Here is a 16,902-nt window from a genome sequence, read left to right as displayed (position 1 = left end):
GGCCGACTGTCGGGTGCGAGCGCCCGTCCCAGGCCGCGCTGGGGCTGGGGCTGGCCTGGTAAGCCCTCGACGCCGACCACACGGAAACCCTTCACCCGCCCCGTTCCCGCCCGGGCGCCTGCGCGGTTTCCAGGGAGTCACGGATCGCCCCAGGAAGCGGCGTACGGCCAAACCAGCACCCCTGCGGGATCCGTTGCGCAGTCCCCGCGTAGACAGAGAAATGAACGCCAGCTCCAGGAAGACCAAGGGGAACGGTATGGATCGACTCACTGATCTGTTGATGGCCGTGCGGCGCGGCGCCGATCCGTGCGCTGCTGGAGCAGGGGTCCAGTACGAGGTGGAGGCCCGGCCGACCGCTGAGAGTGTCCCCGGCTCCGACACGCGGGAGCGCTGGTGGTGCGAGGTGGCGAGCGCGCTCGCGGCCGGTGAGAGCAAGCGGGGGCTCGCGCTGTTGGAGGGCCCGCTTGCCTCCTGCGAGATGCCGCACGACCACCGCATCCTGGTCCAGTCACTCCATGCTGCCGCCTTGCACGTGGAACACAACTGGTGGCCGGTAGCGGGGTCTTCGTTTCTGCCGCCCGAGGTGTCCGCCCGCCTGGCTTTCGCGACGGCGAACCTGAACGCAGCCATTGCCTCCGTCGGCGACGAACGGCTGCGCCGGTGTGCCGAGTTGGCCGGAGACGTCTGGCCCGCCGTGCTGACCACTCGGGCCATGCTGGGGCACCTCGCCAGCACGCGCGTCGCGCAGCGGGAGGCCCTGCTGCACGGGGCGGACGAGCCGTGGGTGCACGAGGACCTGAGCGCGGACACCGCGCTGGTCCTGCAATCCTTCGACATCGCCGGCGACACTACGGCGCCCTCTGCGTACCGCATGCTGCTCGCGGCTGATCTGTGCATGCGCGCCGCCGACCCCGTCCGCGCACGGGACCTGCACGGGCGAGCGCAGCAGTTAGCCGACACCGTCGCGGGCGGGCCCGCCTACGAGGGCTTCGCCGAACTGCTCGCCGGGGACTGGCAGCTGGGGGCACCGGACGCGGCGCAGCGGGCCTTGGAGACACCCGAAGGGGCAACCGCCGACCCTGCTGCCGCGGCCGAGCACTTCGCCCGAGCCGAAGCCGCCTACCTCCGGGCCGGGTCGCGGCGCGGCCAGGCCGCGGCGGCCCTGCGACTCGCGCACGCGGCCCGGCTGAGCGGTCGGCGCCGGGAGTGCCGGGTCTTACTCGGCCGGGCTCTGGATCTGGCGCTGCGCGCGGGTGATGGCGCCTGCGCCGCACTTGTACGGATGCAGGCCGGGCTGGATGCCGTAGCGCGCGGGGAGGCAGCCGACCCGGCCGCGGCGGACACCATCCGGGCCTGGGGCTCTGGTGTGGGCAGCGGCTCGTGGATGCGAGGGCTCCGCTTGATCGCCCTGGAGCACGCCGCCGCATGGATCCGCGTGGGCGATCTCGTACGCGGCCGGGGTGCCCTGCTGTTCGCGGACCGCCTGTCGGACGAGGTCGAGATCCCGGACCGCGCCGATGCGTGGGCCAGGTTGTACCAGTCAGCCGGGCACCGGCCGGCCGCACTCCTGCTCACCGATATCCGGATGGCAGCGCTCCGTGCCCGCGTACAGGCACGTCCGCCCGCGGATTGCTTCGGGGACCTGTTGGGCCTCGTACACGGTGCCCAGCTCTTCCACCACCACGCCCTCACTCTGGGCGACCCGGGGCTGCTCACCGCGTCAGGTGTCCGTCTTCGGCACGCGCTGGAGGCCATGGGCGAACTGTCGGCCGCGGATGCGCGACTGGCCGGGACGCGGCAATTGCTGAGCACCGATCTCGAGGAACTGCCGATGTGGCGAGCTCTGCACAGGGCTCGTCGTGATCGCGCCGCCGGGCTGCCCGACGAGGCAGACCGGCACGCCGAGTTGGCCCTGCGCGAGGCGGATCGGCTCGGAAACATGTACGGCGCATGCTCGGCCCTGGTCGAACTGCGCCGCGTGAAGGAAGCCGGCACACGTGCACGGCGGGCCGATGCCACGCCGATGAGCGCCGTGCAGTCCGCCGCCCTGTGGCTGCGGTTGAACGACCCCGTCACGGCGGCCCGATCCATCGGGGACATCGGCCACCGTGGCCCCGACACCGCCGACGCATGGGGCCTTGCTGCTCTGCAGGCCGAGTTGCAGCTCAAACTCGGTGACCTCGACGCGGCCCACTCATACGCCCGGCAGGGGGTGCGCGCATACGAGCAGCACCGGGCCCGGCTGGCCCGGGACGCCCTGCGCTCTGCTGCCGCCGACTCTCCGGTGGTGGCCGGGCTCTACCACTGCGCGGTGCTCTCGCGCCTGCCCCGGGAGTCGTGCACAGGCGCGTCGGCGGCCGCCGCGTTCGACTGGGCGGAGCGTGCCCGCTCCGGCTTTCTCGATGCGATGCGGGCCCTGGACTCCGCGACGGGGTATCCCGGAACGCGCACCGCGGTGCGCGCCTGGCTGTCGGCCGGGACTCGGTGGTCGGCACGGTACGAGGAGGAGCTGGTGGGCCTCCGCGACGCGGCGGCCGGTCCCGGCGCAGCGGAGGATACGGCGGATCTCTCGGTCGGCCCGCCGCGCCACGACGGGCCGGGGGCACCCGAGCGGGTCCGGTCAGCGCCCCCTCGCGATGGGGAGTGGCGGCCCGCCCCGGTGGCGGACACCTCGGATCCGGGAGCCGCCGTCGGCGCCGGCGCCGCGGCGCATGGCCAGCTGGCACGCATCGAAGCCGCCGAGGCGGAGCTGGACGCTGCCGAAGCCACCGTGCGGCGGCTCGCGCCCACGGCGCTGACCGCAGCACGCGGCGGTGAGCTGCCGGGCGCGGCGGCCATCGCTGCCGCGCTGCCGCCGGACACGCTGTTGCTCACCTACCAGGTTTTCGACGAAGACCTGGTGGGCTGGGCCGTGTCCCGCGACGCGGTGCGGGCCGAGCGGCGAGGCCGCTGGGCGGGTGAGGTGACCGCGACAGCGCGCCGGTTCCACGCGGAGTGCGCGCACGGGGACAGCGACGGGCCGATGGCAGCCCGGGAGCTGGCCGCCTGGCTACTGGAGCCGTTCGCCGACGAACTCGACGCCCACTCCAGGGTCGTGGTGGTGCCCGCGCCCCGTCTGTCGCTGCTGCCCTTCCACCTGCTGCCCTGGGACGGTGACACCCTGGGCGCCCGGCACGTCGTCTCGTACCTGCCGGCCGCCTCCCTGTTGACCCGGCCCCGCCCTCCAGACACCTCGTGGCGGCGTGCTCGGGCGCTGCTGGTCGGGGCCCCGCACCTGTCCTCGGAGACCGGACTGGACCCGCTGCCGGGGACCGGCGTCGAGGTCGCCTCGATCGCCCGGCTCCTGCCCGGCGCCGAGCTCCTGAGCGGCAGGCAGGCCACCCGTGATCGGGTGATGACGTCCGCCCCGGGGTGCGAGGTGCTCCACCTGGCCACCCACGGTCAGGTCGACGACCTCTCGCCGAGCCGCAGCAGGCTGGCCCTGGCCGGTACGGACGCCCTGGATATGGCCGATCTCATCGGCTGTGCGAGGGCGCCCCGGCTGCTGGTGCTCTCCGCCTGCAACTCGGGCCGGGGCACCGCCACGGCCGGCGGGGACGTGCTGGGGCTGACCCGGTCAGCAATGATCACTGGGGCGCATGGGGCTGTCGTATCCCTGTGGCCGGTGGGAGACCTCACGGGCTGCCTGGTGATGACGGCGATGTACGAGCGGCTCACCGACGGGACGGCGGCCGACGTGCCGACGGCCCTGCACGGGGCACAGCAGGAGGTGCGGGCCATGAACAGCGCCGAACGCGATGCGGTGTACGGCCAGTTGGCCGTGGCGGCCCAGGCATCACCGTCGGCTCCCGGCACCCGCGACAGCGAAGCGCTGCACTCACAGGCCGCCGCCGACCGGGCACCGCGCCACTGGGCGCCGTTCATCTACGTCGGCGTATAGATCCACCACCGGGCGGCGTCGGGCGGGCATGCCCCTCACCGCCGTACCACCTTTGTCTAGGAGGCGATATGACCCGGCGTGCCCTGCTCCTTGGCGCCGCGACCGGCGGTCTGCAGGGCGTGGACAACGACATCGATCTGATGGCGGACGTCCTCGCCGCTCGCGGCTTCGAACAGATCACCACGTGTACGGGAAAGGAGGCCACCTATCAGGGCATGCTCAATGCCCTGCAACAGCTGTGCAGGGACGCCCGGCACGACGACGCGGTCGTCGTGTACTACTCGGGACACGGCGCGCTCGCCGACGGCCTGCAATACCTGGTGCCCGTCGACATGGAGGAGAGCACGCCGGACGACTTCAGGGGCTTGCTCGGCGCGGAACTCACCGAGATGTTCCGCGGCCTGACCGCAGTCGCCCGCAACACCACCTGCGTGCTGGACTGCTGTCACGCCGGCGCCCTGGTGCGCGGCCCTGCCCGGTTACGCCTCAAGTCCCGCTCGCTGTCCGGCATTCCGCTGGACGCGGCACGGGAGCGAGCCTCCCGGATCGGCGGTGCGGGCCGTGAACTCGTACCGGACCTGGTACGGCTGACAGCCTGCCAGCAGAGCGGGTCCGCGTTCGAGGACCGGCTGCCCGAGGGGAATCGCGTGCAGGGACTGTTCACGGATGCCCTGGCCTCACTGCTGCGTGATCCCCGGACCGGCGGTCTGCCCTGGGCGGTGCTGATGCGGCGCGTGCGGGATCGGGTGAAGCAGGTCAGCGGCCAGTGGCCGGACGCGGGCGGGGAGTCGGGGCGGCTGCCGTTCTCGCTGGACGTACCGCGCCAGCCGGAACTGCTTCCTCTGGAGCGGGTCAACGAGCGCTTCCGTGTCCCGGGCGGAGAGGTGCTCGGACTGGGTACGGGCGACGTACTGGACCTGGTGTTTCCCGACGATACGCCCCAGGTCCATCAGAGCCAGCAGGCCCAGCAGGCCCAGCAGGCCCAGCAGGCCCAGCAGGCCCAGCAGGAGGATCTCACCTTGACCGTACGCGGTGAGGTGGGAGGGCTGGACGGCGGGGACGCGCTGGTGGATGTGGAGCCCGAACCGGCCGAACTGCTCACGGCGCAGCTGCCTCCCGGAGCGTACGCCGTCCCGGTCCTGCTGCATGACCGGCGCCTGGTGCACCTTGGCGCGGGACTGCCCCGGGACTTCACCGCGGTGCTGCGGGAGCGCCTGGCGTCCTGTCCGCGCCTCGGCCTCGCGCACAGCGCGCGCCGGGCGTTCGCGACGCTCGGGCCGGCGCCGCAGGGTGGAGTCGAGGTCTGCCTGCCCGACGGGCTGCCCGCGCGCGCCCCGCACCCGGCCACTGCGGACGGGGCACAGGAGGCCGTTGAACTGCTGGAGACGCTGGCCCGGGGCGAACGGCTGCGCGCCCTGGGCGATCCACCTGACGGCGAACGCCTCGAGGCGCCCGTCGAAGTGCACGCCGAACGGCTGCCCGCCGGCAGCGGCGGCTGGGAGCCGCTGTCCTCCCGGGGTGCGACCCTTTACCCCGGCGACCGCTACCGCCTGACGGTGACCCATCTCGGCGATGAGGTGCTGTACGCCTGGATCGTCGCCGTGGGGCTGAGCGGCCGGTCGGGCCTGATCACCAACGACCAGCCCAGCGGGGTGCGGCTGCGCCCGCGCAGCGGGGAGCGTGGCGGCACGCTGCGGCTGGGCCCGGTACGTGTGTTCTGGCCGCAGGACGTGCCGGCACGAGGGCCACGCCCCGAGACCATTCACCTGCTCCTGGGGAACCGGCCGGTGGACCTGACCCCGCTCGTCTCACGCAGCGCCCGCGATCGCGCGCGCCGCGATGAACGACACCCGCTGAGGTACCTGCTCGACAAAGTGTGGAAAGGGTCCCAGGAACGCCGCCGCGACCAAGAGGCGGCGCGGGAGCGGGAGTTGCACTACCGCGTGCTCACCACGCACGCCCTGATGTGCCCCACGGCTGCCGTGTGAGTCTGCGGCGTTCATGCGCGGCCGAGCGTAGTATGCGCTGTCTGGGGGACAGGTCAGGGGGCGGCCATGGCGGGCGGGAGCACGCGCAATCGCTTGGCTGCCGGGCCGTGGCCGCACGGCAGTTTCCTGGCGGGCCTTGCCGCGGCATCGGCTCCGGACACCGTGACGACGGCCCTGCTGTCGGCCAGCACCCCGCGTGTCTATGAGCCGCATGAGATTCTCCTCGCGGAGGGTCACACGGGCACCTTCGTGCTGCTGCTCCTGACCGGCGTCACCAAGGTGACGGCCGCGGCGCCGGGCGGTGAGACCGCGTTGCTCGCGGTCCGCCTCGGTGGCGACCTGGTCGGCGAGTTCGCCGCCTTCGACAACCAGCCCCGCTCCGCCACGGTGACCGCCGCGAGCCGGGTACGCGCCCGGCGTCTTTCCCAACAGGCCTTCCTGCACTGGCTGAAAGGCCATCCGTCGGTGGCCCTGGCGGTCAGCCAGAGCCTGGTCCGCAAGAACCGCTGGTCGGTGCGGCGGCGCAGCGACTTCAGCAGTTGCCCCGTGGCCACCCGGGTCGCCCGGGTGCTGGCAGATCTCGCCGACGACTACGGGCACCAGCGCGAAGACGGCACGCTGAGCATTCCGCGCCTCACCCAGGCCGAGCTTGCGGGGTTGGTGGGCGCACGCGAGCGCAGTGTCCACGACGTGCTGGGCGCGCTGGCGGCAGAAGGAGTGATCGATGTCGGATACCGCCGGGTGACCGTGCGCTCGCTGCACGGGCTGCACACCGCCACCGAACCACCCCGTACTCCCACCTGAACCCGGCCCCCGCATGCGTAACAGGAGGTAGAGATGGGCCGTTGGAGCGCAGACCTTCCCGACGACGTGCTGGCCGCCGTCGACCTCTTCGACGAGAACACCTCTGCGCCGAAGGGCGAGGAGCCCCGGCCCGCGTTCACCCGGGCCAGCGGCGCCCAGTTGGGCAACCCGCTCATGTACGCGCTGCCTCCCGGGCCCGGCGACACCGACCGCAGTCCTCGTGAGCTGCTCCTGTGCTTCCCCTTTGACCTGGAAGAGCTGCCCTGCGGGCGCCGATACCGCCAGGCAGAACTGACCGCCGTCCTGGACGACGGCCTGCGGGCGCTGGTCCTGCACCCGACTTCGGCGCCTCCCACGCCGTCCATGCCGCCCGCCCCGCATGACGTCGCTGTGAGGGCCTTCGGGCTCGGAGGCAGCAGGCTCCGCTGGGTCTTCCAGGCCCCCGACGGCTCCGGCGAACTGCGCCCGGACGGCCGCTGGGCGCAGGCCCTGGTGCGGCTGCCTCCGGGCACCGTGCAGGTGTCGGGGCTGATCGGGTTGAGCACGGTGATCGAACGCCCGAAGCTCTTCGGGGTGTGGCCGCGGACCCCGGCGCGACTGCCGCAGGACGTTCCCTTCCGGCTGGCGGTCGAGGATGCCTGGACGACTGCCGGGACCCTCGCTGGCCACGGCACTCTGCCCGGCGCCTGGGCCCTCCCGCCGTATGAGGAGGGCAACATCGGCGACGCGGGAGCGGCTCGTGGGCCGATGCGGGACTCCGGGGCGGGCGAGGACCTGCCGCCGGGACTGCGCAGGCTGTGCCTCGCGGTGGACATCGAGAAATACAGTGCCCGCGACAACGCGGACATGGTCCGTCTGCAACGCGTCCTGCTGCGCACCCTGCGCGCCGCCTGTGCGCACGCGGGGGTGCGCTGGGAAGCATGTGGCAGGCAGGCCCAGGGCGACGGCTACCTGCTGGTCATGGCCCCCGGCGTCGACGAGACGCGGGTGGTGCCCGCCCTGCTGGTGGGGCTGGCCGACGGATTGGCCGCGGCCAACGGCGCCCTGCCCGACCCGCCCCCCGATCACGTCCCCGAAGAACCGGTCTCCCGCGCGGCCGAGAACGGCGCACCTCGGTTGCTGCGCATGCGGGCGAGTCTGCACCAGGGCATTGTCCACGAGGCGGACAGTGGCTGGGCCGGCTCTGCCGTGGTCGCGCTCTTTCGCGTGCTGGACTCCGGCCCGCTGCGCAAGGCCCTGGCGTCGGACACATCGGCCGTCCTTGCGGTCGCCTTCTCCGACGGCCTCTACCAGGACCTCGTCGCCAACGGATACGCCGGGCTGTCGCCCGACGGATTCCACCACGTCGACGTACACAATGCGGCCAAGGGCTTTTCCGCCAGTGCCTGGATCCGCCTGGGCCCCGGCATCTGAACGCCCCCACCCCAACCGACGCGCAGCGGGCGCCGCGCAGGGCGGGAAGGGAGCCTTTCGCCTCCCGGATCCCTGATGGCCGGATGGGCATCCGGTTTTGCCCGTGGCTCAGCGCAGCAGAGCGACGATCAGGGCCGTGGCGAGTCCGAGGGCCGCAACTGTGGCCGCGAGGGCCAAGCGCCGGGCCTGTCGCAGGCGCTGCGCGCATCGAGCATCTGTGCAGCAGCCAGCGTCCACTCGCCCGTCGCGACCAGGGCCCGCCCCAGGATCCGCAACGTCTTCGCTGCGGCCGGAAGGTATGCGCTCCGTGCTCCCGTGCGCGGGCCGGGAAGGCGGTGGGCGGTGGCCCGTGAGGGCCACCTGCAAGTTCCTCTCCGAGTGGTAGGGGCCTGCCTCGATCATGTGCAGAGCCGTGCCCGTGGCAGGCGGCTCGGCACCTGCGCTGGGGCACACGGGATGGGTGTCGGAATCGGCGGTGAAGAACGCCCTGACGGGCTCGGCGCAGATGCCGTGGACCCAGTCGAAGAGGTCATCGGTGGGCGGGCCCGGGCGTTCGACGCACACGATGCCTTCCACCAGCGGGGTACGGCGGCCCCCGTGCAGGACGTAGTCGGCGTCGGAGCCGAGGTGGCTACCGCGCAGATAGCCGACCCGGTAGAGCACCCACAGTCCCCGGTGCCCCCGGTCCTGGTATTCCCGAAGGTAGGCCGTGGCTTCGGCCGCCTCTCCCGACGCCACGTCGGACAGCAGATGGTGCAGGTTGCAGGCGATCAGGAAGTCGGGGGCCACGACGATGTGGAATCCCGTGTCGACCGACCGGGTGATCGCAAAAGGCCAGGCGGAACCCTTGGTGGCGAGAGCAAGGGTGGACGGGCCTCGGGAGCCGGGACGAGACATCACCGCACCTCCCCCGACACAAGTGCCCCTGGGTGAACGGCCTCGAACTCCGCCAGGACGGAGTCAAACAGCTTGATCATGGAACTCATCGCCTCCTGCCGTGATCGTGCCTGGAGCATGTGTGCGCGCAGTTGCTTGCTGTCCTCGGCCGTTTTCTCCTCGTACCGCCGGTGGCGTTCCTCCACGAACTCGATGAAGGCGTCCACCATCGTCTCCTGGATCGCGGCCAGGGCGGGCGAGGGAGCGGCATTGGCCAGGACGCCGCGCAGCATCGGGAGCTTCTTCGTGGCTTCCCGAAACAGCCGGGGCCAGAGTCCCGTCTGCTGCGGTCCCGCCGCGGAGGTGTTGCCCTGTTCCTGCATACGGTTGAGCTCGCGGGTGAACAGGTCCACGAGTACGGCCATGAGCGGCACTTCGACGTTCACGGGATGCGGGAAACGGCCCTGCTTCACCATCGTCTGCCCGTCGGGACCCAGCGTGGCGAAACCCCGGCCCAGGGAGCTGACGGGGATGAACCGCAGCGCACCGCCGTCCGTGCGGCGCAGCCTGTTCTTGTAGAAGTCACGGAAGTCGGGGTTCTCGACCAGGCGGTCGAGAATGTTCTGCACGGTGTGGCCGGCCGCCTCCAGCAGGTCCCACTTGGTGACGAGGAAGTGAACCACCGCCTTGCTCGCGCCCAGCGCACCGAAGACGGGGATCAGCTCATGGATCAGGCGCCCGTCGCCCTCCAGGTAGCGCATCACCTTCAGGCCGTCCAACAGCACCAGCAGGAACTCGGACTCCTCCACCCGCCGCCAGACGGCGGCCCCATACTCTGTCTCTGTCGCCGCCGAGTTGGTCAGGTGATCACCGGCGAAGTCGAGATAGTCGAGGGTGAAAGGGCTGTACACCTCGTCCTGTTCGGTGCGGATCGAGCAGGTGAAGCGCCATTCCGACGTGTGGGCAAGGAGGTTGGGGTCGGGCCAGCCGTCCGGGCTGACGACCTGCGAGTAGACCTGGTTGAGCTTCGTCGCCTCGTTCGGCGGGAGTTGAACGAAGAACCCGACGTCGTCCCGCTGGATCGCAAGACGGCGGAACAGGCTGGCCAGATAAACAGTCTTCCCGGAGCCCTGCGGCCCCAGAACGGTGACGGGAATGGATGACATCGCCCTTGGTCTCCTCGGTGACACGGACCTGTCGAAGGAAACGGGGAGGCGCAGGGTTCGCGCCTCCCCTCCCCCGTGACCCCTCAGTAGAGACCCGGCAGCGCGGCGGGATTCCGTAGTGGTGCGGGATCTCGGGAATCGGTCGCCTTGGATACCGTCTTCGCAGCCCGGGCCATCTCGGTGCCGCTCACTCCGGTCCGTGCCCCGCGCGCGAAGGCTTGCATCGAGCGCTGGTTCGGCGGATGGCGACGGGAACTCCCCGACACCGCGCACTGATCGTCGGCGAACGGCACCTGCGCAACGTCCGGGCCGCATACGACGACCGGGGGCCGGATGCCTGCGCGCAGGCTGCGCGGCTATGCAGGTGGGTGTCTGCGGCACGCCCGCAACGCGCTGCGGCCCGGCGGCGTGAGGACTTCGCCGCCGTCCTCGACGATCACGTCATGGATGTTCTCGGCAGCTGACTGCCGGGGCAGGTCAGGCGCTCTTCTCCGACAGCCCCGGGAGGCTCGTCGACGTGCACGTCTGCGGGGGCAGCTGGCTTCCTGTCATGCAGGATCCGCCGCTCAGCGCGGGTCGGCCACTCGGCGCCCCAAGGCTGCGCGGCCTCGACCGCGGTGGGCATGCCGTCGTCGTCCCAGCCGCCGAAGCGGCACGGGCCCAGAAGTTCGAGCCACAGGATCGTTGCCCAAAAGGGGTCTTTGCCGTGGCCCTTCTTGCGACGCATGGTCCCGGACCGGTAAAACGAACTCTCCGTTGTCGTCGATCTCCTACCAGCGGGCAATAACGCGCTTCTGCTCGCCCGTTTACTCCCACTCCGCACGGAAGTGCTCCTTGGCCTACGCGATGAGCTGAGGGGCAAGCGTGCGATTCTTGGGGGGTACGTAGTCCGGCATCGTCCGGACCGCTTTGTAAGTGATCGCCATGGCGCTCCTCTCCTTCCGTCACCCGCGAGGGAAAAGAGCCCCGGCAAACAAGATTCACTTCGCGGATTGATCCGCCTCAGTGGCCTGAACAGGCACTTTAAAAAAGTCGTTGCGCACACACAGCTACACCGTGTAATGTCCTTCCTCGACAGCACGGATGCTAGCGGCGATGCGCGACGCGAAGCGAAGCGGTCCTCCTAATGGGGCTGCAACGCCACGCAACGCAAATCAACGCCACGCTAGCGTGATGTCATTGGGTCTAGCCAGTTTCCTAGATCCAAAGTCCGCACACTAGTAGTGCAACGTTCGGTTAACCCCGATCTCAACGCAGGAAACGACGAAATGCGTTTCCGTCATGGTCAGCGGACGCCATGAAGCTTAGACAGGGAATGAACTCTGTCTTTCGTTGGGATCGGCGTCTCCTCCTGGAGTCGCCTTTCTCTAAGGCTATGACTCGGAGGAGAAAGAAATGGAAACCAGCAACATCATAAAGACGCTCGTTGAGAGCGCATCTGAGAACCCGCAAGCATTCGGAATGGTTGCAGCCGTGGCTATGGCCGTACTGCTAGTCGGAGCCTTCGTCGGCACCTTCCTCATCGCAATCCGTGGCACGAAGCGGACCGAAGACCGAATTGCCTTGATGAAGGCAAACCGAGAAATGTGGAAGTTCCCACCCCGAAAGAAGTAAGTGCCCGACCGCGTAGGGCCCGATTTCGGTCGGGCCTTACGGGCGCTTCGCATGCCGCCCTCGGTACTCGGGATTGAAGTAGGCGAGAACCGGGCGTGCCCCAAGCAATCTTTGCCGCGCCCCTTCCGTGCGACCAATACCGACGAAGCCGGTTCGTGACCTCCACGTCCTTTGCCGAGTTCTGCATGACCTCGGGTGCCACCGCATCACTCATACGGTGTCACCAACAGAGGCGCGCGGCGCAGGTCCTGGACGGTCCAGATCAGGCCGGCGAGGGCGCAGGCGGCCCGCATGCAGATCTCGTAGTCGGCCTGACCCACGGAGAGGTAGTCCTGCTTGACAGTCCCCGCTGCCCGAAATGCCGTGCGCAGTTCGTCGGGCATGTGCGGCAGGTCGCGTTCGAGGTCCAGGTCGTCGACGTTCACGTGGTGGGCCATCGCCCCGTCGACGGCGTAGGACAGGCTCACATCGGCATTGATGGAAAACGAGGTGGAGGCTGTGGCGCGCCCCCCGGAGGACAGCTCCGCCAGCTGCTCCTCATCGACGCACGCGGCGTCGTCGTACACAAAGGTCCAGGACCCGTTCGTACCTGCCATCAGGGTGCCGGTGTCACCGTGCTCGGCCACAAGGAACGCGGCAGGCAGGGAGGTGTACGGTCCGGCCCCGGCGGCAGGCAGTACGCAGCTCGTGATGTTCCGGGGATCGGCGTCCAGGGCCTCCAGCATCTCCCGGGGCTCGCGACCGCGGACGACGTGCAGGGCGTGGTGCCGCTCGGTCGCAGCCACCTCATGGATCCAGATCGGCAGGCCGTCGTCAGCGAGGGTGCCGGGCGGGAATCCGGGTGTGTGCATGGGCAAGCGAGTCCTCCGGGGCGGCGGGCGGCTGACGGCGGGTGGCGGGTCGCGGTGCCGGACGCGGGGCCCGCACCCCCGTACCCCATGCGTGGCTGTCCGGGCCGGGGCTGCTGCCCGACTCTCTACTTTTGCGGGTACAGCATCGCGACGACGTCCGTGAAGGTCAACTTCCCTTACGGGCACCGCTGTCCGCCTCGCAACCGACCGTGCCGGATCCGCCCGCAGGGCGAACCAGTCTTTTCCCTGCCCGGCTCACGCGACAGCTTCGCTTACGCCCCCCGGTCTGCAGGCGGGCAGCATCCACGAAGGACGACCGATGACAGCCGCTCTACCGATCAGTTCACGACCAGCCGCCAGGATGGCCGGACAATCAGGCACCGCAGACGGCAGGATATCGCTCACGCGAACGAGCCGCTCCTGGCGTCGAGTTGAGGGCGCGGGGCGTTGCGGGGCACGCTGCAGCATGGTGATCGGGAGGGGCTCGGTGGGGGCACGGAACAGGCACTGGTCACGGGTTGTCGTAGGCGTCGTGATCCTTACCGGCTTGCTGGCGCCTCCGTCGGCGAACGCGGCACCGGGGTCGGACTCCTACGGCTACGATCCCGACGCACGCACCGTCCGCGGTAGTTCCAGCATGCTCAGCGCCCCCGAGCTGGCCCAAGGGACGCCATATCGCAGCACGCTCCCGGGCAGCGAACCGCTCTACTTCCGCGTCGCACTCGACGCGAAGTCACACACGTATGTGTCGGTGGTGGGCATCCCCGGCGCGGAGACCGAGCCCACGCCCACGAACTCACTGCAGGTCAAGCTCGTCGACGCCGACGGCAACCGCTGTGATCGTCAAGGTGCGGGGTTCGCGATCGGATTCGCGCAGCCGCTCGCCGCCTCCGCGAGCCGCATGATCGCCCCGGCCGGGGGTGCGGCGGAGGCGAAGTGCCAGGATGCCGGCACGTATTTCGTGGCCGTCTCCCGCTACCGTCAACGCGCCGGGGCCGCCCCGTGGGGGCTTGATCTGCGTGTCGACGCCGAGCCCCCGCTGAAGGAATCGGCAGCCGGCGGCCCGGCTGCGCGCAGCCCCCGTCCCTCCGCGCCGGACAGCACCCCGGCCGCAGTGGACGGCGGGGCAGGATTCGCGGTCGCGGCGCGGGTGCGGAGTGGCGCCGCGGCCGGTGAGATCGCCGCGGGGCAGTCGCGGTTCTACAGGGTTCCGGTCGACTGGGGGCAGCGGCTGACGGTCGCCGTAGAGCTCGCCGGGCAGAAGCAGGGGCCGTACGTGGCCAACGGATTGTCGGTCACCGTGTACAACCCGGCACGCATGAAGGTGAAAGGCACCTCGACGAGCTACCACGGCCAGCCGGCCACCGCCGACCTGGACGCACTGCCGGCCGTGGCGTACGAGCACAGGACCGACCAAGAACGCAGCACGGCAGCGATGCGGTTTCCCGGCTGGTACTTCGTACAAGTGACCGCCTCCCCCGAGTTGGCCCCCACGTGGGGCAGGACGCCGCTGCCCATGACGGTGCGCCTCGGCCTCAAGGGCTCGGCCCGCCAACGGCCCGTCTACGCCGGCGACCCGGGCGTCTTCCAGGTGCCGGGTGCGCAACCGCCCCGACAGCCGAGCAAACGCCCCGCAGCGACCGGGACGGCCGACGAGGGTGGCATGAAGACGCTGGCGATCGGCTCACTCACCACTGGTGTGCTGCTCCTTGCCGTCTCGGCCGGCCGCGTACTGCGCGCACGGCGCCGGCCGGTGTAGCCACCTGCGCCACGGAGCCCGCCGACTCGCGGCACCCAACCACCCCACGGGCCTACTCGCTCACGAAGCCCAGTTCAAGCAAACCAGGCCCAGATACCCAGACCGATCAGGAGCAGACCGAGCACGGTGAGCATGCCCGTGCCCGATGGCACGCCAACGGGGCGGAGCGCTTGGCCCGCGTCGGGTGCGAGGGGCGGAGGCGGGGGCGGGGGCGGTGGAGTGGTTGCGGAGGCCGGCGGGTGTGCCGGGGCGGGCACGGACTCCGGCAGCGGGGCGATCGGCGCGGGTGCATACCGGCGTAGTTGCATAGTGGGGGCGGTCGGCTGCGGCGTCGAGACCAAGGGCGGCGCGGGCTCGGCGATGAGCGGGCCGGTGGGGCCGAAGCCATCGGGCAGCGGCGGAAGTTGGTCGAAGACCTCGATCGCGCTGTCGCTGTCCGGCTCAGGCAGCTGCGGTGCGATCGCGGCGAGGGCCTCGCGGGCCCTGGCCGCGCTGGCGAGCCGCCGCCGCGGATCTGGGTGCAGCAGCAGGGACAGCACCTGCCACCACGGATCGGGAACCTGCTCGGGGGCAGCAGGCGGCGTGCCGTCGTCGTCGAAGGCCTGCGCGAGGGCGGCGGCGTCCAGGTCTTCTCCCTGGAGCAGATAGAGGGCGACCACGCCCACGGCGAAGAGATCGAACTGCGGTTCCGGCTCGGCGCCTTCGTACTGTTCGGGGGCGATATAGCCGGGGGTACCGATGATCTGGTCGACGTGGGTGATGCGGATATCGCCACCCTGGTACGCGAGGCCGAAGTCGCCGATACGCACCCGCGGTGTCTCCAACCCGGTGGCCTCCAACAGGAGGTTGCCCGGTTTGATGTCCCGGTGCACGATCCGCTGCGCGTGCACGGTCTCGAGTCCGGCGAGCACCTGGTCGACGAGCATGAGCACATAGCGAGGCGGCAGCGGACCGTAGTCACCGAGCAGACTCGCCAGCGTGCCGCCACCCACGAGGTCCATGGCGATCAAGACCTTGTCGTCGGCTGCGGCCCATCCGGACGGCGCCACGACATGGGGGTGCTCGATGCGCGTGGCGCCCTCGCGGACAAACCGGAGCAGATTATGGGCCTGGGACTGCTGCAGCATCTTGGCCGCGACATACCGCTGTTCACGAATGTCCCAGGCGCGATGGACGACCCCGAACGCGCCCCGTCCGAGCTCATCGACCAGCACATACCGTCCCGCGAACAATGTGCTCCCGCTCATCGTCTCCCCCAACTCCCCTGCGCCCGCTGCTCGGTCATCCGCGTGTCACCACTGGAGATGCAACTCGGCTGAATCCTGCGCCCGGTTCCCCACCTAACCACTTGAGTTTGCTTACGTAAACACCTACGCTGTCGATCTGCTCCGCGGACGACGCCAACCAACCTACACTTTTGACGATCTGGGATGCCGTATGTCTAGACGATGCAGTGATGTTTCCATTCGCAATCTCTCGCCCGACCCCGATGACGCCCGGCAAACCGCCCGCGAGGGACGCTGGCCCGCCCGTACGCGCAGGCTCACCCGCCGCGCAGGTCTCATCCGATTAGAGGGCCCCTTCGACGACAGCGACCTGCAACACGTACGGGCCACAGCGCCGGCACGCCAGGTGACCCGTGACGGAGAAGTGATCCTGATCTGGCCGCCGGGAACTGCGAAGGTCACGCTGCATCGCACCGGTGTGATCACAGCGACCGGGTACTTCGAGGGCAACGAGATCGCGGCACTCCAGGAGTTCCTTCCGGGCCAGACCGTCACGCACACACGAGATCAACTCACCGTCTGGCCCACCGCAGTCCCCTCGGAGCACGGGTGACGCGGCGTCTCGCAGCTTCCCGTGGGTGCGCAGCCCCGGCCTGGATCGCCCTGCTTGACGCGATCACCGCGGCCGCCCGCCGCGCCGGTCACCCCGCGTATCGGACACACGCCCCACCTGGGCCAGGGCGGTCGACAACCGCACGCTTCTCGACGGCGCGGCCATCGCCCGGCTCACCGTCGACCGTCAACCGGCCGGAGCAGTCCTGCTGCGCGATCCCTGGCGCCGCGGCGGCCGGGCGACCGGAACAGAGTGGAACCGGCCCGAATTCGATGGATCGGAGAGCGCTGATGCACCACACCCACCTGCGCGACCTGAAGGTTTCTCGGATCGGTCTCGGCGACGGGCATGTCCCGGGCCTACACCGGCGCCGGGACCCACGAGGCGGGATCGATCCGCACCGTGCACCGCACCCTGGAGCTGGGCGTCGGCTTCATCACCTCGCCTTCGAGGGAGCCCTCGACGGCGGCGCGGATGTTGATGGGTGTCGAGTCGAGGTTGCCTGATCCGCCGCCGGAGTGCGAGACAAGGCCGAATCTGGTCGCCAAGACCACCTCGTCACGTCACCCCTTCCGGGCCCGTCCGAGCAGCTGAAGTGTTCCGGCTTGCGCTCGTAGCGTCGATGGAGCCGTCGGCAGCCTGACAACCAGGA

The 16,902-nt window shown here is 70.2% G+C and carries 12 protein-coding genes and 1 pseudogene; 7 read left to right on the top strand and 6 right to left on the bottom strand.

The window, feature by feature from the left end; all coding sequences use genetic code 11:
- Positions 1-256 precede the first annotated feature (256 nt).
- From ACWFR3_RS01610 to ACWFR3_RS01595, 4 genes are all read left to right on the top strand, one after another.
- On the top strand, positions 257-3,940 hold the full coding sequence (locus ACWFR3_RS01610) for a CHAT domain-containing protein (protein WP_453732488.1): 3,684 nt from the start codon (positions 257-259) through the stop codon (positions 3,938-3,940).
- Between the two features lie 68 nt (positions 3,941-4,008).
- Positions 4,009-5,928 (top strand): caspase family protein, encoded by a 1,920-nt coding sequence (locus ACWFR3_RS01605; protein ID WP_453732487.1) that lies wholly within the window; start codon positions 4,009-4,011, stop codon positions 5,926-5,928.
- A 93-nt stretch (positions 5,929-6,021) separates the two neighbouring features.
- Positions 6,022-6,732, top strand: coding sequence for a Crp/Fnr family transcriptional regulator (locus ACWFR3_RS01600; protein WP_453732486.1), 711 nt, complete (start codon positions 6,022-6,024; stop codon positions 6,730-6,732).
- Positions 6,733-6,765: 33 nt separating this feature from the next.
- On the top strand, positions 6,766-8,145 hold the full coding sequence (locus ACWFR3_RS01595; protein ID WP_453732485.1) for a hypothetical protein: 1,380 nt from the start codon (positions 6,766-6,768) through the stop codon (positions 8,143-8,145).
- A gap of 108 nt (positions 8,146-8,253) precedes the next feature.
- Here ACWFR3_RS01595 and ACWFR3_RS01590 read toward each other — a convergent pair whose 3' ends face one another.
- The 3 genes from ACWFR3_RS01590 to ACWFR3_RS01580 all read right to left on the bottom strand — a co-directional run bounded on the left by ACWFR3_RS01590 (position 8,254) and on the right by ACWFR3_RS01580 (position 10,914).
- Positions 8,254-9,042, bottom strand: a complete 789-nt coding sequence (locus ACWFR3_RS01590; protein ID WP_453732484.1) for a hypothetical protein — start codon at positions 9,040-9,042, stop codon at positions 8,254-8,256.
- Positions 9,042-10,187 (bottom strand): hypothetical protein, encoded by a 1,146-nt coding sequence (locus ACWFR3_RS01585; protein ID WP_453732483.1) that lies wholly within the window; start codon positions 10,185-10,187, stop codon positions 9,042-9,044. The genes ACWFR3_RS01590 and ACWFR3_RS01585 overlap by 1 nt, the downstream gene beginning before the upstream one ends.
- 436 nt (positions 10,188-10,623) lie before the next feature.
- Positions 10,624-10,914: a hypothetical protein gene (locus tag ACWFR3_RS01580; protein ID WP_453732482.1), complete on the bottom strand. Its 291-nt coding sequence runs from the start codon at positions 10,912-10,914 to the stop codon at positions 10,624-10,626.
- Between the two features lie 668 nt (positions 10,915-11,582).
- On the opposite strand from ACWFR3_RS01580, the gene ACWFR3_RS01575 reads away from it, so the two are divergent.
- On the top strand, positions 11,583-11,801 hold the full coding sequence (locus ACWFR3_RS01575; RefSeq protein ID WP_453732481.1) for a hypothetical protein: 219 nt from the start codon (positions 11,583-11,585) through the stop codon (positions 11,799-11,801).
- 206 nt (positions 11,802-12,007) lie between these two features.
- On the opposite strand, the gene ACWFR3_RS01570 is transcribed toward ACWFR3_RS01575, so the two are convergent.
- Positions 12,008-12,652, bottom strand: a complete 645-nt coding sequence (locus ACWFR3_RS01570; protein ID WP_453732480.1) for a DUF6461 domain-containing protein — start codon at positions 12,650-12,652, stop codon at positions 12,008-12,010.
- Between the two features lie 547 nt (positions 12,653-13,199).
- On the opposite strand from ACWFR3_RS01570, the gene ACWFR3_RS01565 reads away from it, so the two are divergent.
- Complete coding sequence (locus ACWFR3_RS01565) at positions 13,200-14,411, top strand: hypothetical protein (RefSeq protein WP_453732479.1); 1,212 nt, start codon at positions 13,200-13,202, stop codon at positions 14,409-14,411.
- Between the two features lie 74 nt (positions 14,412-14,485).
- Here the strand turns inward: ACWFR3_RS01565 and ACWFR3_RS01560 are convergent, their stop codons facing one another.
- Positions 14,486-15,658: a serine/threonine-protein kinase gene (locus ACWFR3_RS01560; protein WP_453732478.1), complete on the bottom strand. Its 1,173-nt coding sequence runs from the start codon at positions 15,656-15,658 to the stop codon at positions 14,486-14,488.
- Between the two features lie 190 nt (positions 15,659-15,848).
- Between ACWFR3_RS01560 and ACWFR3_RS01555 the strand changes: the two genes are divergently transcribed.
- Positions 15,849-16,250, top strand: a complete 402-nt coding sequence (locus ACWFR3_RS01555) for a hypothetical protein (RefSeq protein WP_453732477.1) — start codon at positions 15,849-15,851, stop codon at positions 16,248-16,250.
- Between the two features lie 446 nt (positions 16,251-16,696).
- On the opposite strand, the pseudogene ACWFR3_RS01550 reads toward ACWFR3_RS01555, so the two are convergent.
- Positions 16,697-16,843 (bottom strand): annotated as a pseudogene (locus ACWFR3_RS01550) (aldo/keto reductase); the annotation flags it as partial.
- Between the last annotated feature and the right edge of the window lie 59 nt (positions 16,844-16,902).

The sequence above is a fragment of the Streptomyces sp. NPDC055189 genome (genome assembly GCF_053606765.1).
This window is presented reverse-complemented; position numbering and strand designations above follow the sequence as displayed.

Bases quoted from the DNA above. Each gene is read 5' to 3' on its own strand.
- ACWFR3_RS01585 (WP_453732483.1), bottom strand. From the start codon at position 10,187: ATGTCATCCATTCCCGTCACCGTTCTGGGGCCGCAGGGCTCCGGGAAG.
- ACWFR3_RS01580 (WP_453732482.1), bottom strand. From the start codon at position 10,914: ATGCGTCGCAAGAAGGGCCACGGCAAAGACCCCTTTTGGGCAACGATC.
- ACWFR3_RS01610 (WP_453732488.1), top strand. From the start codon at position 257: ATGGATCGACTCACTGATCTGTTGATGGCCGTGCGGCGCGGCGCCGAT.
- ACWFR3_RS01575 (WP_453732481.1), top strand. From the start codon at position 11,583: ATGGAAACCAGCAACATCATAAAGACGCTCGTTGAGAGCGCATCTGAG.
- ACWFR3_RS01570 (WP_453732480.1), bottom strand. From the start codon at position 12,652: ATGCACACACCCGGATTCCCGCCCGGCACCCTCGCTGACGACGGCCTG.
- ACWFR3_RS01560 (WP_453732478.1), bottom strand. From the start codon at position 15,658: ATGAGCGGGAGCACATTGTTCGCGGGACGGTATGTGCTGGTCGATGAG.
- ACWFR3_RS01595 (WP_453732485.1), top strand. From the start codon at position 6,766: ATGGGCCGTTGGAGCGCAGACCTTCCCGACGACGTGCTGGCCGCCGTC.
- ACWFR3_RS01590 (WP_453732484.1), bottom strand. From the start codon at position 9,042: ATGTCTCGTCCCGGCTCCCGAGGCCCGTCCACCCTTGCTCTCGCCACC.
- ACWFR3_RS01555 (WP_453732477.1), top strand. From the start codon at position 15,849: ATGTCTAGACGATGCAGTGATGTTTCCATTCGCAATCTCTCGCCCGAC.
- ACWFR3_RS01605 (WP_453732487.1), top strand. From the start codon at position 4,009: ATGACCCGGCGTGCCCTGCTCCTTGGCGCCGCGACCGGCGGTCTGCAG.